At 42.9% G+C, this 18659-nt stretch carries 24 protein-coding genes, 1 tRNA gene and 1 pseudogene; 14 read left to right on the top strand and 12 right to left on the bottom strand.

Going from position 1 to position 18659, the window contains the following annotated elements; genetic code table 11:
- Positions 1 to 228: 228 nt before the first annotated feature.
- Positions 229 to 1263: a class I SAM-dependent methyltransferase gene (locus U5J89_RS14130; protein WP_322576291.1), complete on the top strand. Its 1035-nt coding sequence runs from the start codon at positions 229 to 231 to the stop codon at positions 1261 to 1263.
- Here the strand turns inward: U5J89_RS14130 and U5J89_RS14125 are convergent.
- Together U5J89_RS14125 and U5J89_RS14120 are read right to left on the bottom strand one after the other, a co-directional pair.
- Complete coding sequence (locus U5J89_RS14125) at positions 1260 to 1766, bottom strand: DUF4920 domain-containing protein (protein ID WP_322576290.1); 507 nt, start codon at positions 1764 to 1766, stop codon at positions 1260 to 1262. The genes U5J89_RS14130 and U5J89_RS14125 overlap by 4 nt on opposite strands.
- Positions 1767 to 1788: 22 nt before the next feature.
- The gene (locus U5J89_RS14120; protein WP_322576289.1) at positions 1789 to 2265 is read right to left on the bottom strand and encodes a GAF domain-containing protein; all 477 of its coding nucleotides are present in this window, start codon (positions 2263 to 2265) and stop codon (positions 1789 to 1791) included.
- Positions 2266 to 2389: 124 nt separating this feature from the next.
- Here U5J89_RS14120 and U5J89_RS14115 point away from each other — a divergent pair, with 124 nt between their 5' ends.
- Positions 2390 to 3064 (top strand): MarC family NAAT transporter, encoded by a 675-nt coding sequence (locus U5J89_RS14115; RefSeq protein WP_322576288.1) that lies wholly within the window; start codon positions 2390 to 2392, stop codon positions 3062 to 3064.
- 58 nt (positions 3065 to 3122) lie between these two features.
- On the opposite strand, the gene U5J89_RS14110 is transcribed toward U5J89_RS14115, so the two are convergent.
- Positions 3123 to 3893 carry a type III pantothenate kinase gene (locus tag U5J89_RS14110; RefSeq protein WP_322576287.1) on the bottom strand — a complete coding sequence of 257 codons (771 nt, stop codon included), beginning with the start codon at positions 3891 to 3893 and terminating at the stop codon, positions 3123 to 3125.
- Between the two features lie 132 nt (positions 3894 to 4025).
- Here U5J89_RS14110 and U5J89_RS14105 point away from each other — a divergent pair, with 132 nt between their 5' ends.
- From U5J89_RS14105 to U5J89_RS14070, 8 genes are all read left to right on the top strand, one after another.
- A complete protein-coding gene (locus tag U5J89_RS14105) occupies positions 4026 to 4493 on the top strand; it encodes a DinB family protein (RefSeq protein ID WP_322576286.1) in 468 nt (155 codons plus the stop codon).
- 47 nt (positions 4494 to 4540) lie between these two features.
- Positions 4541 to 5944: a sodium:alanine symporter family protein gene (locus tag U5J89_RS14100; RefSeq protein WP_322576285.1), complete on the top strand. Its 1404-nt coding sequence runs from the start codon at positions 4541 to 4543 to the stop codon at positions 5942 to 5944.
- A gap of 78 nt (positions 5945 to 6022) precedes the next feature.
- Positions 6023 to 6604 (top strand): crossover junction endodeoxyribonuclease RuvC, encoded by a 582-nt coding sequence (gene ruvC, locus U5J89_RS14095; RefSeq protein ID WP_322576284.1) that lies wholly within the window; start codon positions 6023 to 6025, stop codon positions 6602 to 6604.
- A 235-nt stretch (positions 6605 to 6839) separates the two neighbouring features.
- Positions 6840 to 7442 carry a Holliday junction branch migration protein RuvA gene (gene ruvA / locus U5J89_RS14090; protein WP_322576283.1) on the top strand — a complete coding sequence of 201 codons (603 nt, stop codon included), beginning with the start codon at positions 6840 to 6842 and terminating at the stop codon, positions 7440 to 7442.
- Positions 7443 to 7671: 229 nt separating this feature from the next.
- Positions 7672 to 8352 (top strand): response regulator transcription factor, encoded by a 681-nt coding sequence (locus U5J89_RS14085; protein WP_322576282.1) that lies wholly within the window; start codon positions 7672 to 7674, stop codon positions 8350 to 8352.
- A complete protein-coding gene (locus tag U5J89_RS14080; protein ID WP_322576281.1) occupies positions 8349 to 9443 on the top strand; it encodes a HAMP domain-containing sensor histidine kinase in 1095 nt (364 codons plus the stop codon). The genes U5J89_RS14085 and U5J89_RS14080 overlap by 4 nt, the downstream gene beginning before the upstream one ends.
- Positions 9444 to 9461: 18 nt before the next feature.
- The gene (locus U5J89_RS14075) at positions 9462 to 9713 is read left to right on the top strand and encodes a hypothetical protein (RefSeq protein WP_322576280.1); all 252 of its coding nucleotides are present in this window, start codon (positions 9462 to 9464) and stop codon (positions 9711 to 9713) included.
- A gap of 95 nt (positions 9714 to 9808) precedes the next feature.
- Positions 9809 to 10894, top strand: coding sequence for a mannose-1-phosphate guanylyltransferase (locus tag U5J89_RS14070; RefSeq protein ID WP_322576279.1), 1086 nt, complete (start codon positions 9809 to 9811; stop codon positions 10892 to 10894).
- A 16-nt stretch (positions 10895 to 10910) separates the two neighbouring features.
- Here the strand turns inward: U5J89_RS14070 and U5J89_RS14065 are convergent, their stop codons facing one another.
- Genes U5J89_RS14065 through U5J89_RS14055 form a run of 3 tightly spaced genes read right to left on the bottom strand, consistent with a single transcriptional unit; the run spans position 10911 to position 12777 of the window.
- Entirely contained in the window at positions 10911 to 11672 is a 762-nt protein-coding gene (locus U5J89_RS14065; protein ID WP_322576278.1) for an MBL fold metallo-hydrolase, read from the bottom strand.
- A gap of 3 nt (positions 11673 to 11675) precedes the next feature.
- Positions 11676 to 11984 (bottom strand): hypothetical protein, encoded by a 309-nt coding sequence (locus tag U5J89_RS14060; RefSeq protein WP_322576277.1) that lies wholly within the window; start codon positions 11982 to 11984, stop codon positions 11676 to 11678.
- Positions 11985 to 11988: 4 nt separating this feature from the next.
- The gene (locus U5J89_RS14055; RefSeq protein WP_322576276.1) at positions 11989 to 12777 is read right to left on the bottom strand and encodes a hypothetical protein; all 789 of its coding nucleotides are present in this window, start codon (positions 12775 to 12777) and stop codon (positions 11989 to 11991) included.
- Between the two features lie 68 nt (positions 12778 to 12845).
- On the opposite strand from U5J89_RS14055, the gene U5J89_RS14050 reads away from it, so the two are divergent.
- Complete coding sequence (locus U5J89_RS14050; protein ID WP_322576275.1) at positions 12846 to 13361, top strand: glutathione peroxidase; 516 nt, start codon at positions 12846 to 12848, stop codon at positions 13359 to 13361.
- A gap of 78 nt (positions 13362 to 13439) precedes the next feature.
- On the opposite strand, the gene apaG is transcribed toward U5J89_RS14050, so the two are convergent.
- Positions 13440 to 13832, bottom strand: coding sequence for a Co2+/Mg2+ efflux protein ApaG (gene apaG, locus U5J89_RS14045; RefSeq protein WP_322576274.1), 393 nt, complete (start codon positions 13830 to 13832; stop codon positions 13440 to 13442).
- A 220-nt stretch (positions 13833 to 14052) separates the two neighbouring features.
- Here apaG and U5J89_RS14040 point away from each other — a divergent pair.
- Positions 14053 to 14126: transfer RNA gene (locus U5J89_RS14040), tRNA-Asp, on the top strand.
- 308 nt (positions 14127 to 14434) lie between these two features.
- Here U5J89_RS14040 and U5J89_RS14035 read toward each other — a convergent pair.
- The 4 genes and pseudogenes from U5J89_RS14035 to U5J89_RS14020 all read right to left on the bottom strand — a co-directional run.
- Positions 14435 to 14896, bottom strand: coding sequence for a hypothetical protein (locus U5J89_RS14035; RefSeq protein ID WP_322576273.1), 462 nt, complete (start codon positions 14894 to 14896; stop codon positions 14435 to 14437).
- 2 nt (positions 14897 to 14898) lie between these two features.
- Positions 14899 to 15417 (bottom strand): helix-turn-helix domain-containing protein, encoded by a 519-nt coding sequence (locus U5J89_RS14030; protein ID WP_322576272.1) that lies wholly within the window; start codon positions 15415 to 15417, stop codon positions 14899 to 14901.
- A 15-nt stretch (positions 15418 to 15432) separates the two neighbouring features.
- Positions 15433 to 15765, bottom strand: coding sequence for a type II toxin-antitoxin system HigB family toxin (locus tag U5J89_RS14025; RefSeq protein WP_322576271.1), 333 nt, complete (start codon positions 15763 to 15765; stop codon positions 15433 to 15435).
- Between the two features lie 211 nt (positions 15766 to 15976).
- Positions 15977 to 16312, bottom strand: a pseudogene (locus tag U5J89_RS14020) (type I restriction endonuclease); the annotation flags it as partial.
- Between the two features lie 359 nt (positions 16313 to 16671).
- On the opposite strand from U5J89_RS14020, the gene U5J89_RS14015 reads away from it, so the two are divergent.
- Entirely contained in the window at positions 16672 to 16830 is a 159-nt protein-coding gene (locus U5J89_RS14015; RefSeq protein WP_322576269.1) for a YqaE/Pmp3 family membrane protein, read from the top strand.
- A gap of 38 nt (positions 16831 to 16868) precedes the next feature.
- Here the strand turns inward: U5J89_RS14015 and U5J89_RS14010 are convergent, their stop codons facing one another.
- Entirely contained in the window at positions 16869 to 17231 is a 363-nt protein-coding gene (locus U5J89_RS14010; RefSeq protein WP_322576268.1) for a hypothetical protein, read from the bottom strand.
- Positions 17232 to 17416: 185 nt separating this feature from the next.
- Between U5J89_RS14010 and U5J89_RS14005 the strand changes: the two genes are divergently transcribed.
- A complete protein-coding gene (locus U5J89_RS14005) occupies positions 17417 to 18652 on the top strand; it encodes a DNA polymerase IV (protein ID WP_322576267.1) in 1236 nt (411 codons plus the stop codon).
- Positions 18653 to 18659: the final 7 nt, after the last annotated feature.

The following is an 18659-nucleotide window of genomic DNA, read 5'->3' as shown; positions in this document are numbered from 1 at the left end:
TAATCGAAATCTAAATTTACCAATGATAGAATACGATAAGGATAAGATTGATGAGATGATGCTGGCGCTTCTGTAGCTTACCATGTTCAACGATAAATTTGGCACGCGAGCTTGGAAAGAACATAGCTGGGAGCATTTGGGGATAGCAGTCTTCTAAAAAATCTGTAAATGACTTTCATTCCAGCGTTAGTTATAATAAAAATAAAACGCTAATTAAGGGACTATGCCATGGAAACGGATGCCACTCAACAAACAGTAAAAGATTCCAAGCACCAAGTCGGTTATTTCGATCGTCTTGCCACGCACGTCCGAGATCTGCGCGACACCCCGCCCGACGTATTTGAAGATGTTAGCTTTACTGACTGGTCCGACCTGAGCTGGGATAAAGTAAATAGACCATATAAAGTTGATAAGTGGGCCGAAGGCAAAAAAAAGTGGGAAAAGGAGCACGGTGAAGAAATGGGTGTAAAAGAAGGCTGGGAGCATTTTAATAGATCTTTTCATCAGCTATTTATCAAAGATGTTCCCGAAGAAAAACAGCAGGCCCGATCTGCTATCTGGAAAAACCTAATGAGCATGGATATTCACGGTGCGGGCGAAGCGCTGGAAGAGCTGGTACAACTACTGGTTTGGAATAAGGTACACCGCATTGAAGACGCCATCTGGGATCCACGGGGCAAACGAGCCCTTTTTGAAGGATTGGATGTCGAAAAACCGGAAGTGCTGTTCCTGGGGGCAGCCGACGGCTACGAGGCCATGCAATTAATGGCACAATATCCCGGAGGACATGCGGTGCTAGTTGACTATGACAAATTCTGCAAAACCGATCGCTATGGTAAATTTCCGGCCCAATATCCTTTTTTAGGAAATGATCCCGCTACCGGCAATCACAAGGTATATTACAAAGAGGATATGAATATCGATTTTGTGGTCGAGGATATCCGGAATTTAAAATATGGCAAGGAGTTCGACATTGTGGTCAGTATTGGGCTCATCGAGCATTTTCCCGATGAGTATAAACACGAGGCTTTTGAAATGCACCGTCGTTTCTTAAAACCAGGCGGCTATGCTATTCTTACTACTCCTCGAAATCAGCTGCGCAGCAAGGCATTTTATACCGTAATGAGCGATTACATGAATTATGGCTACCGAGAGTTGATGGATATCCACCAAATGGGATTATATGCCTGGGAAAACGGCTTCGATATCCTGCGCGCCGGATACATCAAAGCACATAACGGACTTATTTGCAAGGTTCGTTAACTATCTTTTGCATCTATAATCTTCACTGAGCTAGCTACAATGTTATACTCCTTTTGAGGCCCCATCACCTTTTTAGCATCTCCTCCGGCATCCTCAGCATAGTGCTTAGCCTGATCTTCAGAAATATCCTTGACCCTAAATATTCCCATCAACTGCACTTTAGATCCGGCCGCATCGGTTGGAATAAAGAACTTGTAATCCTTAAATGAAACGCGAATATTTTTTTCACCGGCAGAGAGCATAAAGAAACAACCTTTCTTTTGGCATACCTGCTTGATAGTTCCCTGAGTTGCCACCTTTTTAGCTTTAAAAATATCTGCATTACGCACTAAATATCCCGGGGCAAAAAATTGGGCATCATCCGGGAATTCACTGCCATAGACCTTATAATTTTCGCCCGTTTCTACCGGTTCCGCCAACTGCATTACTTTATCTGTATTTTGGGCAGTACCAATATTTGTTATGAATAATACTCCAACAATTATGGTAGCTAATTTTTTCATGATCGACTTCATCATTTTTTATTTAAAATAATGGCGAAACAATTTCACAAACCTTCTCCAGCATTTTTCGATGCTCTTCGGTCATCGAATCTCTCTTGTGCGAATCAATATCAAGCTCGGCAACAAATTGCCCATCTTTTTTAACCGGCACTACAATTTCTGCTTCAACGTGCACACTGCATGCCAGATAATTATCTTCTTTACTAACATCCTGAATTACAAAAGTTTCGTTAGTTTCGGCCGCCTGTCCGCAAATTCCCTTCCCAAATGGGATGCGCGTATGGTCGGTTTCTTCGCCAACATACGGCCCCAGCACAAGCTCCTTGTTGGCATTAGGATCAACCAGATAGAACCCTACCCAGTCAAAAGCTTCAACATTTTTTGCCAGTAACTCACTGATCTGCTGCAGTTTTTGATCGCGCGATTCATCGTCACGATTAACAATTTTGCTAACGGTATTAACAATCGATTCGTAATTTTGTCCTTCTTTTTGCTTCATCAACAATCTATTAAATACTTAAAAATTCGAATCTAAATCTAAGATTAAATTTAACATTTGGAAAGCGTATTTCGTTGGCAAAATATGTTAAAAAACTGAGCACCATTTTATATATTAGCGACTTATGTTTGAAGAGATTATAAATCAAAGTAGCACATTTAGTTCCTATCTAATGGGTACCACAACCCTTTTTGTGGCAGCCTTCACAGCCATAATATCGGTAGCAAACCCGTTGGCAGCCATGCCTGTTTTTCTCTCCTTGACCGAGAAAAATAGTGACCTTGAGCGCATCTCAGTAGCTAAAAAATCATCCCTCTATATGTTTCTGGTGCTCATCATTTTTTTGCTGGCAGGCACTTATATCATGAGTTTTTTTGGTATTAGCCTCTCAGGAATTCGTATTGCGGGCGGACTTATCATTCTACGTGCCGCCTACGCTATGTTGAATCCCGAAGTAACAGAACACAGAATTTCAGAAGAAGCACAGGAAGCCGCAAAGGATAAACAGGATATCTCTTTTAGCCCCATGGCGATGCCCATGCTATCGGGACCGGGAAGCATTGCTGTTGTTATTGGACTAGGATCTCAAGCTCAGGGTATCTGGGATTTTGCCATTATAAGCATAGCTATTGTATTGGTTGCTCTAATCTCATACGGTGTGCTTCGGCTGGCTCCTTTCTCCGCAAAGTATATTGGTCCCACAGGGATGAATATCATTACAAGAATGATGGGATTTATCGCAATGGCCATTGGGGTACAGTTTATCCTGAACGGGGTTTCAATGTTTTTTGGAGTCTGAGATAGAAGCGAAAAGCAAGAAGAAAGATCAAACACTTCTTGCTTTTCACTTCTTCCAATTACTGCTTCTGCTGTCTTTCCATAATCAGGCGCAAGCCATCGAGCGTTAGCATGGGATCAATAACATCAAAGTAATCGGTATGTGCGGCAATTTTTTCAGATAAGCCTCCCGTAGCAATTACTTTTGCCGATCCTCCCATCTGTTTTTGCATCCGGTCAATTAATCCTTCTATCATACACAAATGGCCCAATACCAGCCCCGACTGCATCGCCTCCATCGTGCTGCCGCCAATAACCTGCTTCGGGGGCTCCATCGGGATCTGTGAAAGCTGGGCAGTTTTCCCTACCAAAGCATCAATAGTAACCTTTAACCCGGCACAAATAGATCCTCCAACAAGTTCACCCGGCCTTCTTACTGCCATCAACGTCGTAGCCGTACCAAAATCAACCACAATACAATCATCTTGAAACAATGCATAAGCACCAACCGCATCTGCAATAAGATCAGCACCAACGCTTTTTCGATTTAACCGTTTAATCTTAAGCCCTGTCTCAACCTCTCCATTTAAAATCAATGCTTTGGTATGGGACTTTTTCTCAAAAACCTCACTAATCGTTTGCGTAAGCTGGGGGACAACACTGCTGATTATAATCTGCTTAAACCTGTTAAAGGTAAGATCAAACTCGCTGAACAAGCTATTAAAAAGCACCGCGTATTCATCAGCCGTTTTGTCGGTATCGGTCTGGATGCGCCACTGGTGTTTCCATTCCCCGTTTGATGATGCACCAATTACAATATTGCTATTTCCGATATCAAGAGCGAGCAGCATATTTGCACAATGATTTGTTTAATATTATCAAGCAGCTAAAATAGGATGGCTCTCAACTACTTCAAAATTTGTATTATATTATCATTTCTGATATGCTCTCTTTACTGATTAAATTCAACAAAAATCTAAATCATGGAATCAGCGGATCATCTGCTTCGATTATTTGAATACGACAACTGGGCCAACGAACAAATTTTATTAAGCCTCCAAGACAATCTCAGTTTTGAAGAATCCGAGAAAGCAGTTGAATACCTTGCACATATTGCGGGATCACAGCAAATGTGGTTACATCGCATTAAGGGCAAATCTTTGGGTGATATTAAAATTTGGCCCGACTACGGATTACCCGAAGCACTGCAAAATCTTAAGACCCTAAATCAACAATGGAAGCAGTTGATTAGTACCGGCCAAGACAACCTGGATAAAATTATATCCTATACCAATTCAAAAGGCATTTCCTACGAGACTACTCTTTCCGATATTTTATATCATGTAATCATCCATGGTCAACATCACCGGGCACAAATCGCCAAACTATTGCGAAATGCAAATATTGATCCCCCTGCTACCGATTTTATCTTCTTTACTCGCACGAACTAATTAGTATATTCACCCCTTTTAAATATTAATTAAATCCAGCTTATAATTTGGAACTTATAGAACAAGCACTTAGCGCTTTTTCAAGTTTTATGTGGGGCATGCCGCTGGTTTACCTGCTGGTAGGTGGCGGACTTTTCTTTCTGATTTATTCACGTTTTGCCCCTTTCAAATATTTTAGACACGCTCTTAACATCCTTCGCGGACACTATGACGATCCCGACGATCCCGGTGACATTACCCACTTCGAAGCACTGGCCAGTGCCCTGGCTGCAACAGTGGGCATGGGAAATATCAGTGGTGTAGCGGTAGCTATCTTTATGGGCGGACCCGGCGCACTTTTCTGGATGTGGGTCAGTGCCTTTGTAGGAATGGCCACTAAATTTTTCACCTGTACGCTGGCCATTTTATATCGCGGCGAAGATTCCGAAGGCAAAGTTCAAGGTGGACCGATGTATGTGATTCGCGAAGGTCTGGAAAAAAAGTGGGGCGACAACTGGACGTATCTCTTTAAACCCTTGGCCGGACTCTTTGCACTGGCCGGTATTTTTGGGCCGTTACCCATCTTCCAAGCCAACCAGCTCACGCAAATCCTGCGCGACAGCATTTATATTCCCCAAGGCTGGGTTGCTGCCAACGCGCATATGGGTGGTGATTTAATTACGGGCTTTGTGCTGGTTGTATTAGTTTCCATTGTCATTTTCGGTGGTATTACCCGCATTGGAAAAGTGACTTCCAAGTTGGTCCCTGCCATGGTTGTAATTTACGTGGGATGCGTGATCGCAATTTTAGCTTCGCATATCACCGAAATTCCACATTATCTGGGACTTATTGTTACGGATGCGTTCACCGGGAAATCCGTAATGGGTGGTGCGGTTGGATCCCTGATTGTTATCGGTATTCAGCGCGGTGTATTCTCCAATGAGGCCGGACTCGGTACCGAAGCCCTTGCCCACGGCGCCGCCAAAACCAAAGAACCGGTCCGCGAAGGGTTGGTTGCCATGCTCGGTCCCGCTATTGATACCATCATTACCTGTACGATGACCGCCCTTGCTATTCTGGTCACCGGCGTCTGGAAATCCACCGAAGCCAATGGCGTTACCCTTACGCTCAATGCTTTTAATCAAGCACTGCCTGAATTCGGAACGTACCTGCTGGTCATTTGTGTAGTATTCTTTGCTATCAGCTCAATGCTTACATATTCCTATTACGGAACCAAATGCCTGGGCTATTTAATCGGTGCTGACAAACAACATTGGTACAACTACTTTTATGTAGCTTCCATCATTTTTGGTTCAGTCGCCTCCATTGGTGCCGTAATTGATCTTATTGATGGAATGTTTGCCCTGATGGCGATCCCGACAATGGTTTCAACTATCCTGCTGGCACCCAAAGTTAAGGAAGCTGCCACCAGTTATTTCAGTCGCATTGATACTTTTAAAAAATTTAAGTGATAGGACGATCAAATTTTACCGATGAGAAATCCATCGTAAATCTGTTATATTCAAGTAAATTCACCTAATCACTTATTTATGGCTGATGTCATCCTTGGTATTGATCCCGGCTCGCGCAATACCGGCTATGCTATTCTCACCGAAGAGGACAGCAAGCTTGTAGCCTTGCGCTGCGATGTGCTGAAGATGGCTCACATGGATGACCACTCCGATCGTCTGCAGTATATTTTTGAAGAAGTTTCAAAGATTATTGCTTCTTTCAATCCCGACTCCTGCGCCGTGGAAACGCCTGTATACGGCGTTGATCCGCTGGCTATGCTCAAACTGGGACGTGCCCAGGCTGCAGCTATGCTGGCTATTACCAATCAAGATATTGGAGTCACGGAATACTATCCCAAACAAGTAAAGAAATCGATTACGGGAAATGGTAATGCCAGCAAGGAGCAAGTCGCTTTCATGCTGCGAAAAACCGTGAGCCTGCCCGATGAAAAGCTATCCAAAGATGCAACTGATGCACTGGCTGTAGCATGGTGTCACCTGATGAAACAAAACAGTTTTAACCGGCAGGCGCCCGAATCGAAAAAGAAAACGCACCAGAATAACAGCAAATCGAGCTGGGCCGATTTTGTAGCAAATAATCCCGACCGAGTTAAGGATTGAGCATTTCAAATTTGAATACCTTTACTAATATCGATATATCTGGAAGACTTTATCTTCGGATCAAAAACTTTTACTTATAGTCAAACCTATACACCCAAGCAAGTTTCCCGAGCTACAAAACACAAAAAGGTGTCATTCTGAACTTGTTTCAGAATCTGTAAGCTTTAATTTCTGATAACAAAGATCCTGAAATAAATTCAGGATGACATTAAATTTTTATACATATTTCTTTTTCATGATTGCATATTTAAAAGGAATCGTCCACGATAAATCACCGGAACAAGTTATTGTTGATGTCCGCGATGTGGGTTATATGCTTGAAATTTCCAATCAAACGTATGACCAGTTACCGTCCACAGGCGATGAGGTGGAACTGCTTGTTTATCATCATGTGACTGATAACGATCAGCGGCTATTCGGCTTTGCCAATCAGAATGAGAAAGATCTTTTTGAGCTCTTGATTACCGTTAAGGGAGTGGGTCCCAAGCTTGGACTTACTATTCTTTCCGGATTACCCGCCCAGGAAATCACGGGCGCTATCGTGCAAGAAGATAAATCAGCACTGTCAAAAATTAAGGGCATCGGCAAAAAAACCGCACAGCGGATGATCCTGGAACTCAAGGATAAAATTTCCGAGATGGTAGATGCCACTTATACGCCCGATGGATCTACAGCTATCAGCAGCAATGTTAAAGAGGAGGCCGTTTCTGCTCTGCAATCGCTTGGCTTTAAAAAGCGGGATGCCGAAGAATCCATTGAGCTTGCGGCCAAAGGTGAAGATTTTGATGGCGACGTGCAGCAGCTGGTTAAAAAAGCCCTTTCGCAGATGGACAAATAAGCAGGCTATATTTCATTGTATGGCTGATATTGCCATCCGATAAACACTATCCGTTTTCTTTAGCACCGGATCGCAAAATAAGCGAGCGTGTGGAGCATCCCCAAAAGAAATAACAATTATTTAACAGGGCTGCGGTTTCAATTGCGGATGGGGCTTTGTACTATTGCTTCTTAAGCTATAAGCAATGTTTTACTTACCTTCATTTAATACTGTAATCAATTTTTGAGCCGTGTCTGACAAACAAACCATCTTAGTAGTCGACGACGAACAAGATCTTCTCGATCTAATTGAATATAATCTTCAAAAGGAAGGCTATGACGTCCTAAAAGCTGAAAACGGCAAAGAGGGTTTGGAGATGGCTCGCAAGCACAGCCCAAATCTTGTACTTTTAGACATCATGATGCCTAAAATGGATGGCATGGAAGTGGTGGAGCGCATGCGCAACGATAAAAATCTTAAACACATCCCTGTTATCTTTCTAACGGCGCGGGGCGATGAAAAAACGGAGGTCAAGGGATTAGATATGGGAGGTGATGATTATATCACCAAGCCAATCAGTACCACGAAATTGATCTCTCGTATTAATGCCGTTTTACGTCGGTTTGAAGAAACCAATCAGATGTCCGACAAAATTGAAGTACATGATATCGTAATTGATAAAGATCGATATATAGTCACCAAAGGCGATGAGGAGTTCCAAATGCCGCGCAAGGAATTTGAGCTGCTTTATTTTTTAGCCAGTCGAAAGGGTAAAGTTTTAGATCGCCAAACACTGCTTAATCAGGTTTGGGGCAACAATGTTTATGTAGTCGACCGAACAGTAGATGTTCACATCCGAAAAATTCGAGAAAAGATCGGAAGTGAGTATATTGAAACAGTTAAAGGAGTCGGTTACAAGTTTAAGGAATGAGAAAAAAACCTTTTCAAAGATCATCACGTCTTGCATTCCGCAGTGCCATCTATGCCGGGCTGTTAATTGGCATCGCGGCAGGTGTTGCTGCTAAATTCTTGTTGAACACTGCCTTTACAAACTCACTTCTTCTAGGCGGCGGGATGTTCCTGCTATCAGGGATTATTGTTTACGTGATTATCTATAAACAGCAATTTTCCCGCCTGGAGACCCTTAATCAGATCAATAAAAATATACTAAATAAGCGTTTTCGGGATTACGAAGAGCTTAAGACGAAAAATCATGATGAACTCGACTATCTTATCAAGCAAACGGTACGTGCCAGCAAAACGGTAGAGCGTGAAATACAACGCCTTAACAGAATAGAAAATTACCGCAAGGAGTTTATCGGGGATATTTCTCACGAACTTAAAACACCCATATTTGCCATCCAGGGCTTTATCGAAACGCTGCTAAACGGCGCTATTGATGATGCGGAAGTCAACCGCAAGTTCCTTGAAAAGGCAATGCGAAACGTCAATCGTCTCATCTATCTCACCAAAGATCTAATGGAGATCTCAAAGCTTGAAACGGGGGAATTAAAGTCTGATATCCAAGACTTTAATCTCAAAGAGCTGATCGTGGAGGTGGTTAATATTCTGCAATACAAGGCCGACAAAGCCGACGTCTTGCTTAAAACGAATATCCCCCACGTTTTCTCCGTCAGCGCCGACCGTAATCAGATCAAACAAGTTCTCATTAACCTGGTCGACAATGCCATCAAGTACAATGTTGAAGGAGGCAAGGTTACCGTTGGTGTTAAATCGTGGGCAGAAGATGAAAGCCGTGTATTAGTGTATGTAAAGGATACGGGTATTGGGATTAGTCAGCAGCATATTGAACGGGTCACCGAACGTTTCTTTCGAGTTGATAAATCTCGTTCTCGAGAGGACGGCGAAGGCACCGGCTTGGGACTGGCTATCGTAAAGCATATTATTAAGGCTCATGACGAAGAGCTGTTTATCGAAAGTACTCCCAAGGTCAGCTCCTCATTCAGTTTCACGCTCAGCAAAGTTGATCGTACATCTGCAGAAGCAGAATTAACCAATTAAGTGCCATAACATATTTTGATGAACAACCCGGAAACTTCCATCATTTTTTTAATAACCGGACTCATTACCGCCTGTGGATCACACGAGGCCATGCCTATCCTGCAAAAAACACGGATGAAGGTAGTAAACAAACAATATCTTGAAGCTATTTTTGCGGCCGAAAAAATTGTAGAACACTATCCCAATACCGCTTTTGCAGAATCCGCCCGAGATATTATTCATCTTATCAATAAACATCACCTCGACGAAGAGTACACCGTTACTGTTTAATCGTGGGATACATCCAACAAAACTTCTTCACACTTGTTGGGATTTTCAATACCTTCCCTTTCCAAATTCATCAATTCTAACGCTTATTTACTTTTATGCTACACGCCGTAATTATGGCCGGCGGATCAGGTACCCGATTCTGGCCACGAAGCACTGAAGCTCGTCCCAAACAATTCTTAAATATTTTTGGCGATCGCACCATGCTGCAGGATACCGTTGATCGGATCAAACCACTGGTTTCTGCCGATTGTGTCTGGGTCATTACCAACGATAAGTATGTAAATTTGGTGCAGGAGCAGCTCCCTGATGTACCGGCTAATAATATCGTCGGTGAACCTGTGGGCAAAAATACCGCACCTTGTGTAGCGGCTGCTGCTACACTTATCCGGGAAAAAGACCCTGACGGAACCATGGTTGTATTGCCTGCGGATCATTTAATCGGCAAGCCCGATACATTTTTATCCATTTTAGAAACCGCCGAAACCAAAGCTCAGGAACCCGGCGCGCTGGTAACCATCGGCATCAAACCCGACCATCCAGAAACCGGCTATGGTTACATTGAGTTTGATGAGGATACTTCGGAAAACGTCAAAGGGCACCAGGTTAAAAAAGTAAATCAATTCCGTGAAAAGCCCGACTTGGAAACGGCGAAAGAGTTTATCGAATCAGGCAATTTCCTCTGGAACAGCGGAATGTTCGTCTGGAAAGCTTCAACTATCTTGGATAAATTCAAGCAACATCTGCCCACCCTTTTTGATGAGATAAGTAAACTAAAACCTGAAGTTGGTACCAAAAATCAAAAAGAGGCTGTTGATGAATTTTATTACGGCTGCACTTCTATTTCCATTGACTATGGAATAATGGAACAGGCCGACAGCGTTTTTGTTGTTCCCGGCTCCTTTGAATGGAATGATGTGGGAAGCTGGAGGGCCGTTTACGACTTGAGGTCCAAAGATGAGGACGGCAATGTTATACAGACTAACACCTCTGCCACCGCTGATGCCAAAAATAATCTTATCCAAAGTAATAGTGGCAAAATGATTGCACTCGTAGGTGTTGAAAATCTTGCCGTTGTGGAAACAGACAATGCCATTTTGGTTTGCGATCTGGACAGTTCTCAAGGTGTTAAAAAGGTAGTCAACAGGCTCCGCAAAGATGATGACCTAAAACGATTTGTGTGATTCCGGAGCAGGGCCTCTAATCAATAGTAAGCGTTAGCTGATCGTAGGCCAGACGTACATGGTCGGGCAGCCGCTTATTCGATTCCTCGTGATTCACATACGAATTCATGTGACACAGATAGGTTTGGGGGATATCAAGCTCATTGGCAACCTCCACCGCTTCGGGAATGGTCATATGGGTGGGATGTTCCGGCTTCCAGCGCAATCCATCCAGCACCACCACTTTGGAACCCAGAATACGTTCTTTCGTTGAATCAGGCAGCTTTTTAACATCTGTAATATACGATATGTCATTCACGCGATATCCAATTACGGTAACCTTACCGTGGATAGCAGGCAATGGCGTAATTTTTAAATCCCTAAACGTAATCGGATCACTGATTTCCTTTAAATCGATATCCGTTGCTCCGGGATAACGATCAGGACCAAACATATATTCAAAACGACGCCGAATAGCATCCAAACAAATAGAGCTGCCATATACCGGAATAGATTGGTCCTGCTTATAGCAAAATGGGCGCAGATCGTCGAGCCCGGCAATATGATCCATATGCTCATGCGTAATAAGCACCAGATCGATTTCCGAAAGTCCGGCCCGGATCGACTGCAATCGAAATTCAGGTCCGGTATCAATAACAATAGATGACTCTTCGGTTTCTATCCATGCCGAACAGCGCCAACGAATGTTACGCGGATCTCCATCAATTTGCTCTTTACCAAATCCCCCGGCCGTTGGGACGCCCATGGAAGTTCCGGTACCCAAAAACGTTAACTTCATCGTCTAAATATCAATATCCATTTCTTCAATTTCACTGTCTTTATACTTCTCAAACCGATCCCAAAGTTCCTCAAGCTGCTTGCGAATAACCGGCTTAATATAGATATCCGATAATTCCTGCTCTTTATTTTTAAGAACACGGGCCAGCAATCCCACCTGTTGCTGTTCGGGTTTATTTTTATTCAGAACTACCAACTTTTGCCCCTCCATCACACAAGAATCCCCCCGGAATGTTCCCTTTTCCTTGCGAATGGTATAGCCCAGTTGTTCAATGAGCTGTTCAAGTTCTAAAATCAGTTTTTCGGTTTTCATCAGTTTAAAAAGTAACTCCTATTTCAACACTGTGTCCTTTCATGTCGTAGTCGTAGATATCGTCTTCGATATCATAACTGCGCAAATCATATTTATAACCAATCGATAATCCCTTGTCGTTAAATAGACGATCAAAATACAGCTTGCCATGCGCATTAACGGTTCCTATTGACCCGCCTAACGATCCCCCCGTTGCAAAAGAAAATCCATAAGTTGGAACTGCTCCAACTTCAATTCGAAAGTTTTTAGCAGGCCGCCAAACTCCATTTATTCCAGCTCCAGCTGCAATCATTCCAAATTGAAATCGATTAACTGTAAGAAATCGAAAGGTCTGATTGTTCGTGATATTGGTGTAGCGCGATGCTATACGGATGGGGATTTTTACATTAATTTTAGAACTTCGATATAGGCTAAGCCCAAAATCAAAGTTACCACCTGTGTGAAAGTATGCTCTATCGTCCACTCCTGTAATTTTACCTCCGGTGGAAAGATATAAATTTATTCCCCCGGTATTATATCCCACTGATAACACCGGTCCGCTATATCCAAAAGCTCCTGCCCCATTTAAGTTAGATTCTCCTTTAAAATTCGCATCCATAGAACCTACGCCTACATATAGTTCAGACATGGGACGATTATAGCTAGGTCCTGATTCGCCCACCGAAAACATCTGTGCCTGCAACTGCTTTGTATTTACAGCCATCAGGATAAACAGAATCGATAAGAAGGGGACTAAGATTTTATATCTTTTTTCAAAAAGCAGGGAATTCTTTGTTGTATCTTTACATTTCATATATGTCATTTGTTAAATAAGGTGTAAAATCTATGAAAACCGCAGGACTCTTAATAATTCTTTTATCAATGTCGTTACATACTGCTGATACAACCACAGATTCCGTTTACGAGTTCAAAACTACTAATATTGACGGAGAAGAAACATCACTAAATAAATATGAAGGAAAAGTTTTACTAATCGTCAATACCGCTTCGGAGTGCGGCTATACTCCACAATACGAAGGATTGCAAGCCTTATACGAAAAGTATAGTGATGATGGCCTTGTTGTATTGGGTTTTCCTGCCAACAATTTTGGCGGGCAAGAGCCGGGAACGGACGAAGAGATTAAACAGTTTTGTAATGTGAACTACGATGTAAGTTTTCCGATGTTCTCAAAGGTATCCGTTAAAGGCGATGATCAGCATCCATTGTTCTCGTATTTGACAACGGCTGAAAATCCCGATTTTACCGGCGAAATAAAATGGAACTTCGAGAAATTCTTGATTGATAAGAACGGAAAACTAATCCATCGCTATCGAAGCGATGTAAAACCACAGAGCGATGAGATTTTAAGGACAATAGAAAAGGAATTAAACAGTTAGATATGATGTATCCCTAATACATCCCATCACCATCCCGACGGAGGGCCGTAACTGATACTTGCGGTCCTCCTTTTTTATTTAGTTCAATAGATGTGATGTAAGTAAAAATTCCGGTATTCGAACCTTTATTATTTTCCCATCACTGCGCTCCATAGTATAATACCCACGCATACTGCCACGATACGATTTTAGCACACAAAAGCTGTTGTATTCATGCTCGGCACCCGGCTTGATCGTTGGTTGTAACCCAATTACACCCGCTCCATCGACTTCATGATCTTGTCCGCCGGAGTCTTTAATCTCCCAATGTCTTCGCAACAATTGTACCGGCTGGTCTCCCATATTTCGAATGGTAACGAAGTAAACAAATACATGTTTATCAGCAACAGGGCTTGATTCCTCTTCTAAATAGCTCGGCCTTACCTCAACACTGATATCATGGGAAACCTCAACAAATGTGGGCTGATACATAAATTTAATTAGCTTAATTTTTTCCTATAGTAATAAATTCCATATGTGAATCAAAGGATCAAAAATAGCATAAATTATGCTTGACATAGGAGCCAAAAGGTCGTTATATTTGGGCTCTCATTTGGTCCCGTAGTTCAGTTAGAACGTCCCGATGTTTCGGGAAGGTCGCGAGTTCAGGCGATTATCTACTGATATAAGGTCATATTGACATTTTAAACACGGTCCGGTAGTTCAGTTGGTTAGAACGCCTGCCTGTCACGCAGGAGGTCGCGAGTTCGAGTCTCGTCCGGATCGCTTTCTTATAAGCCGTTAGCTCCCATAGAGTTAGCGGCTTTTTTTGAGATAGTACAGGAATAGGTATAGTTAAATGCCCATTTCTAATTAAAAGAGCATAGATACTTATAAAAATATGTCCTGTCAATCTCCACAATTTCTGTGCGCACTCAACTCTAAATAAAGTTTTTTACGCTTACTTCGGATCACAAGGTTGAGGGGCAAACCATTCCGGGCGTATAATGATATAACTGCTGGGGACAATAGAATGTTTTTACCTATGCTCTTTTTTCTACTAGTGAGATCACAAAAAGAATAGAACAATAACTTTACTTGACATCCAGCTCACCCTTTAACGGTGAAGTCTCATACATTTCTTTGGGATCTGCTAAAGGTAAAATAGCCTCCGAGAGAATATTCTCCTCTGATTTCGCTACCAACGCACCTCGGGTTGTAGAAAGGGCAATACTGAGTAATGTTATAGCAAGACCTTTGGGTAAGATAAAATCACCATCTTCATTTATCAGATCATCCATATTCGACAGGCTATAAGTTGTACGAGTTATGATGTGTCCTAACTCTACAGGCTTATCCCTCCCAAGTTGGGCGGTAATCTTAAATTCAATAGAAAAGGTACTGCCTTCAATATCAGCATGATGCTTAAACTGTACCTGGAAACCAAGTTCTTTTAGATCAATATCTTTTTCAGATCCTTTATACTCATATTTCAGAATCTCGAATGCTTCAAGACCAAAATTAATTGAGATTCCTTGTTTCTCTTCTTCACTCATAATCACTTAACAAGCTTCAGTTCACCTTGAGCTGGAACCACATATTCGGATTCAGCTTGATTGTTCTCATAATTTAATCGATTACCAGTTTGAATATCATAAACGGGACTAAGATTGGCCTCATCAGAACCAGTAACCCTTTCCCCCTCTAATCGGTAATGTTTATTTAGAGCAGCCTGTTGGATCTTAAAATGATCTGCAATATTACGTATTACCTTCTTGGACAACCGTTTTTTGTAATTCAGGATTTCAGAGATATAACTCTTTCCCACACCAGCAATGTCTGCAAGTTCCGTTTGGGTAAGCCCATGATCTTCTTTCAAGCTTTTAACAAATTCTACTGGATCAAGATCAGGTCCGAGCTTGTTCTTATCGTCCCAGTCCTTGATCAAAAGATCCAGAAGCTCAATCTCGTCCTGATACTCTTCGCTATTATCACTAAACACCAATTCTTTGTGGATTTTACAGTACTCTTCATACTGCTCATCTGATTTAATAACTGTATATTTAAGATCTGCCATAGCTTTATCCCTTATTTAATACTCGTCAACTGTATATTGCCTGCCTTGATTACACAACTCTGTGTATTCGGCATGAGTACCTATCCAATTTACGTAAAGATGAACTCTGGTTTTACCAAAGTTATATTCACAAATGATTCTATGCTTGTTACCTCCAACATCAAATACGACTCTATCGCTGCCTTTTCCCAAAGGATCTGCAGAGGGAAAAGTCTTTCTGATATCATTTGCGTTCTCCCATTCAGCATTTTCTAATCTTCTAATCCAGCGATTAAAAGAACTAATTGAAGTAGCATGCTCTTTAGCATACTTGTTAACTGTTTGTTCTGCTATTAAATGAACTTTCATTTATGCAACGATCCAAAGGTACAAAATAGTTCGCAATTTGCGAACATTTATTATAATAATTAATCCCACAGAGTATTTAGAACTTGATCACCCAGAAATTCGGCAAGCTGTCCTTCTGGTCTAGCCTTCCCAATCACTTGGCCTACTCTCTGTGACCATAACACATTCTTATTATCAATTGCCTTTTAAACCTCTTTAATAATAGGTTTAAATCATGCTCGATAAACCCATCCCCATTAGAACTGTATGCAAAAGGGATATACAGGATTTCCGCATACTCCTTGGCTTGCTGGATACCGGTCCCGAGCGGCTTGCTATTCGATTTAGCCTCGACAATAGCTAAGGGAATATTGGCCTTGTAATTAAGCACATAGTCGGCTCGTTTCGGCTGGCCTCTCTTAACCGTTTTCCCTCGAACGATAACTTTACCTGCGGTGAACGAATACTCTTCTCTAAGCTGGCGCTCTACATCCCATCCCGCTTGTTCAATTGCCTGAGTAATATATTTCGTCCAAATATCCTGTTCGGAAAGCTCGCTTTTCTTCATAGATGAATTGATTAGTCAAGAAACATAGCGCAACGTAATGAAATCTTGTAAATGATTATAACAGAAATAGGGAAGAGTTGCTATACCTCCCTATTCTGGGAATAGGAGAAATACAAAAAGCCCGCCCCTCCGGGCAGGCTCAATGTAACTCTCTCTTGATATTATCAACGGCTTATCTATAAGTAAGACCATTGCAAGGCCCGATCCTTACAATATTCTTTTATTTCATATATTATTTCCCATAATTTGTGTGGAAACGCTTAAAACGCTATTAGAAATCCGGTCAGCTGCGGCTAAGGGTTCGCCGGTCGTAACGGTATATATTTTTAATATTCTAATTACAAAAGCGGGATCAACAGATGGATCTTTTAAAGATTATTTTTGCGGTACTTCTTCCTCCTCTCGGAGTCTTTTTGGAAGTGGGACTCAAGGGAGCATTTTGGTTAAATATTCTGCTAACCATCCTTGGGTTTCTTCCTGGTATTATCCATGCGGTATGGGTGATTGCCAAACGCTAATGCTGGAAGACTGTCGTTACTTCAAAGAGAACAACAGACTATTCCTTGGAGGCTGATCGTCCGTCCCATTGGATGTCGACATTAACCTCTTTTTCATCGAAGAGCATCTGATCGTCAAACTCATAGAGCAGGATCCAGATAATCTTGTCGGCGTCATACACAAGGTGAAAATACCGGTCACCTTCGCAGTGAATCACAAAATGGACCTGCAGGCGCTTGCCCTTGCGCTGGGCGTAGGAGCGGCGGACTTCCTGAATCTTTAACACTTCTCCTTTCTTCCGCTTGACGTAGCGAGGCTCAATACGCTTGTGTTCCCACCCGCTGCGCGTTGAGGCGCGGTCGTCTTTATAGCTGCGAAAGACCGCATCCACATTTACTTTTTCTTTGAGGACCGTTTGCATATATGAAAAGTAATAATTCTATTTCATGTATTTTTTTATATATATTATGAGAAATTGCCCCACGAAGTCAACTCTTTTTCATGTCCATGAATGCGACTATAGACCCGGGAACCTACAATCCCGACGAGGACGTCCACAAGATTACCGACTACCGGTGCGTGAGTCGCGACATGCAACACTCCTCGATGAAGGAACGGCTGTACCTGCACCTGGATATGAACTGCTTTTATGCGCAGGTCGAGCAGCAGTGCTTTAAGCTCCACGGGCTTCCGATCTATATAGGCGGGTGGTACAAAGGGGAGCAGGGGATCCCGCGAGGCATTGTCGCCACCAGCTCATATGAAGCACGGGCCTTGGGAATAAAGACGGCTATGAGCGCCTACGAGGCCGAGCAGATCTGCCCGTACGTCATTGGCCTGCAGGCCGACTACGAGAAGTATAAAGGCGTCAGCGCGCTCATCGAAGACGTGCTGGAGGAGTTTGCTCCGACGGTCGAAAAGTATTCAATGGACGAGTACTTCCTTGATATCAACTTTTTGAAGGACAAATCCAGAGACGAAATTACGCAGTTCGGCAACGACCTGAAAAATCTGATCTACCGGGAGATCGGGCTCGTCTGCTCGATCGGAATCTCCTTCTCGAAGACCTACAGCAAGCTGGCCAGCGACATCAACAAACCCGACGGACTTACGCTGGTCCTGGACAAGCAGGAAGCCGAGGAGCTGCTGTGGCCAATGCCACTGGATGAGGTGTGGGGAATAGGCCGGAAACGTTATGAAAAACTAAAATCAAAAGGTCTGATGACTATCGGTGATGGTATCAAACGCGGATATCCGGTATTTCAAGAGCTGTTTGGTAAGTACTTTGGTAAAATTATGTATGAGATGATCGCCGGCAAGGACCGCGCCAAGGTTCTTACCGGAGAGCTGTCACCCAAAGAGCAACTGAACTACATGCATACCTTTAGCACCCAGTCCACCGATCCCACCCGCATCAGCGGTGAGCTGATGAAAGGAATTATGCGCTTGTGTTATCGTATGCGAGGATACCGGCTGCGAGCACGGTCGTTTTTCTGTTACCTGCGCATCCAACACCGTGAGCATCGTGGAATTAACTTTCGATTTACGACCGACGGCTATACTAATCTGGACGGGTATATACACCACGAGTGCATGCGAAAGGCCAAACCGCGAATTAAAGGGTTACTTGATGCCGGTTATGCGCTCCGAGGGATCGGAATAGGTACGACCAAGGTGGATACCTCCGGTCAGCAGGAACTGTTTTTTAGCGAGGATCGTCAGCAACGAAACTTCTATCTGGCTCAGGACGCCATCAACAACCAACACGGCAACGGCACTATCACCAGAGCTTCTGTTATGGACAGCGTGCCTGGGAAGACGCATTTTCTGGAGCGTTCATAAGGCTGCT

The organism is Fodinibius sp., assembly GCF_034521915.1.
Taxonomy (GTDB): domain Bacteria; phylum Bacteroidota; class Rhodothermia; order Balneolales; family Balneolaceae; genus Fodinibius.
This window is presented reverse-complemented; position numbering and strand designations above follow the sequence as displayed.

Coding starts and splice junctions, on each gene's coding strand:
- U5J89_RS14065 (WP_322576278.1), bottom strand. CDS start 11,672: ATGAAGTTAACGTTTTTGGGTACCGGAACTTCCATGGGCGTCCCAACG.
- U5J89_RS14050 (WP_322576275.1), top strand. CDS start 12,846: ATGTCGTTACATACTGCTGATACAACCACAGATTCCGTTTACGAGTTC.
- U5J89_RS14105 (WP_322576286.1), top strand. CDS start 4,026: ATGGAATCAGCGGATCATCTGCTTCGATTATTTGAATACGACAACTGG.
- U5J89_RS14060 (WP_322576277.1), bottom strand. CDS start 11,984: ATGAAAACCGAAAAACTGATTTTAGAACTTGAACAGCTCATTGAACAA.
- U5J89_RS14030 (WP_322576272.1), bottom strand. CDS start 15,417: ATGGCAGATCTTAAATATACAGTTATTAAATCAGATGAGCAGTATGAA.
- U5J89_RS14120 (WP_322576289.1), bottom strand. CDS start 2,265: ATGAAGCAAAAAGAAGGACAAAATTACGAATCGATTGTTAATACCGTT.
- ruvA (WP_322576283.1), top strand. CDS start 6,840: ATGATTGCATATTTAAAAGGAATCGTCCACGATAAATCACCGGAACAA.
- U5J89_RS14110 (WP_322576287.1), bottom strand. CDS start 3,893: ATGCTGCTCGCTCTTGATATCGGAAATAGCAATATTGTAATTGGTGCA.
- U5J89_RS14130 (WP_322576291.1), top strand. CDS start 229: ATGGAAACGGATGCCACTCAACAAACAGTAAAAGATTCCAAGCACCAA.
- U5J89_RS14035 (WP_322576273.1), bottom strand. CDS start 14,896: ATGAGTGAAGAAGAGAAACAAGGAATCTCAATTAATTTTGGTCTTGAA.
- U5J89_RS14015 (WP_322576269.1), top strand. CDS start 16,672: ATGGATCTTTTAAAGATTATTTTTGCGGTACTTCTTCCTCCTCTCGGA.
- U5J89_RS14025 (WP_322576271.1), bottom strand. CDS start 15,765: ATGAAAGTTCATTTAATAGCAGAACAAACAGTTAACAAGTATGCTAAA.
- apaG (WP_322576274.1), bottom strand. CDS start 13,832: ATGTATCAGCCCACATTTGTTGAGGTTTCCCATGATATCAGTGTTGAG.
- U5J89_RS14080 (WP_322576281.1), top strand. CDS start 8,349: ATGAGAAAAAAACCTTTTCAAAGATCATCACGTCTTGCATTCCGCAGT.
- ruvC (WP_322576284.1), top strand. CDS start 6,023: ATGGCTGATGTCATCCTTGGTATTGATCCCGGCTCGCGCAATACCGGC.
- U5J89_RS14010 (WP_322576268.1), bottom strand. CDS start 17,231: ATGCAAACGGTCCTCAAAGAAAAAGTAAATGTGGATGCGGTCTTTCGC.
- U5J89_RS14055 (WP_322576276.1), bottom strand. CDS start 12,777: ATGAAATGTAAAGATACAACAAAGAATTCCCTGCTTTTTGAAAAAAGA.
- U5J89_RS14125 (WP_322576290.1), bottom strand. CDS start 1,766: ATGAAAAAATTAGCTACCATAATTGTTGGAGTATTATTCATAACAAAT.
- U5J89_RS14070 (WP_322576279.1), top strand. CDS start 9,809: ATGCTACACGCCGTAATTATGGCCGGCGGATCAGGTACCCGATTCTGG.
- U5J89_RS14115 (WP_322576288.1), top strand. CDS start 2,390: ATGTTTGAAGAGATTATAAATCAAAGTAGCACATTTAGTTCCTATCTA.
- U5J89_RS14005 (WP_322576267.1), top strand. CDS start 17,417: ATGAAGGAACGGCTGTACCTGCACCTGGATATGAACTGCTTTTATGCG.
- U5J89_RS14075 (WP_322576280.1), top strand. CDS start 9,462: ATGAACAACCCGGAAACTTCCATCATTTTTTTAATAACCGGACTCATT.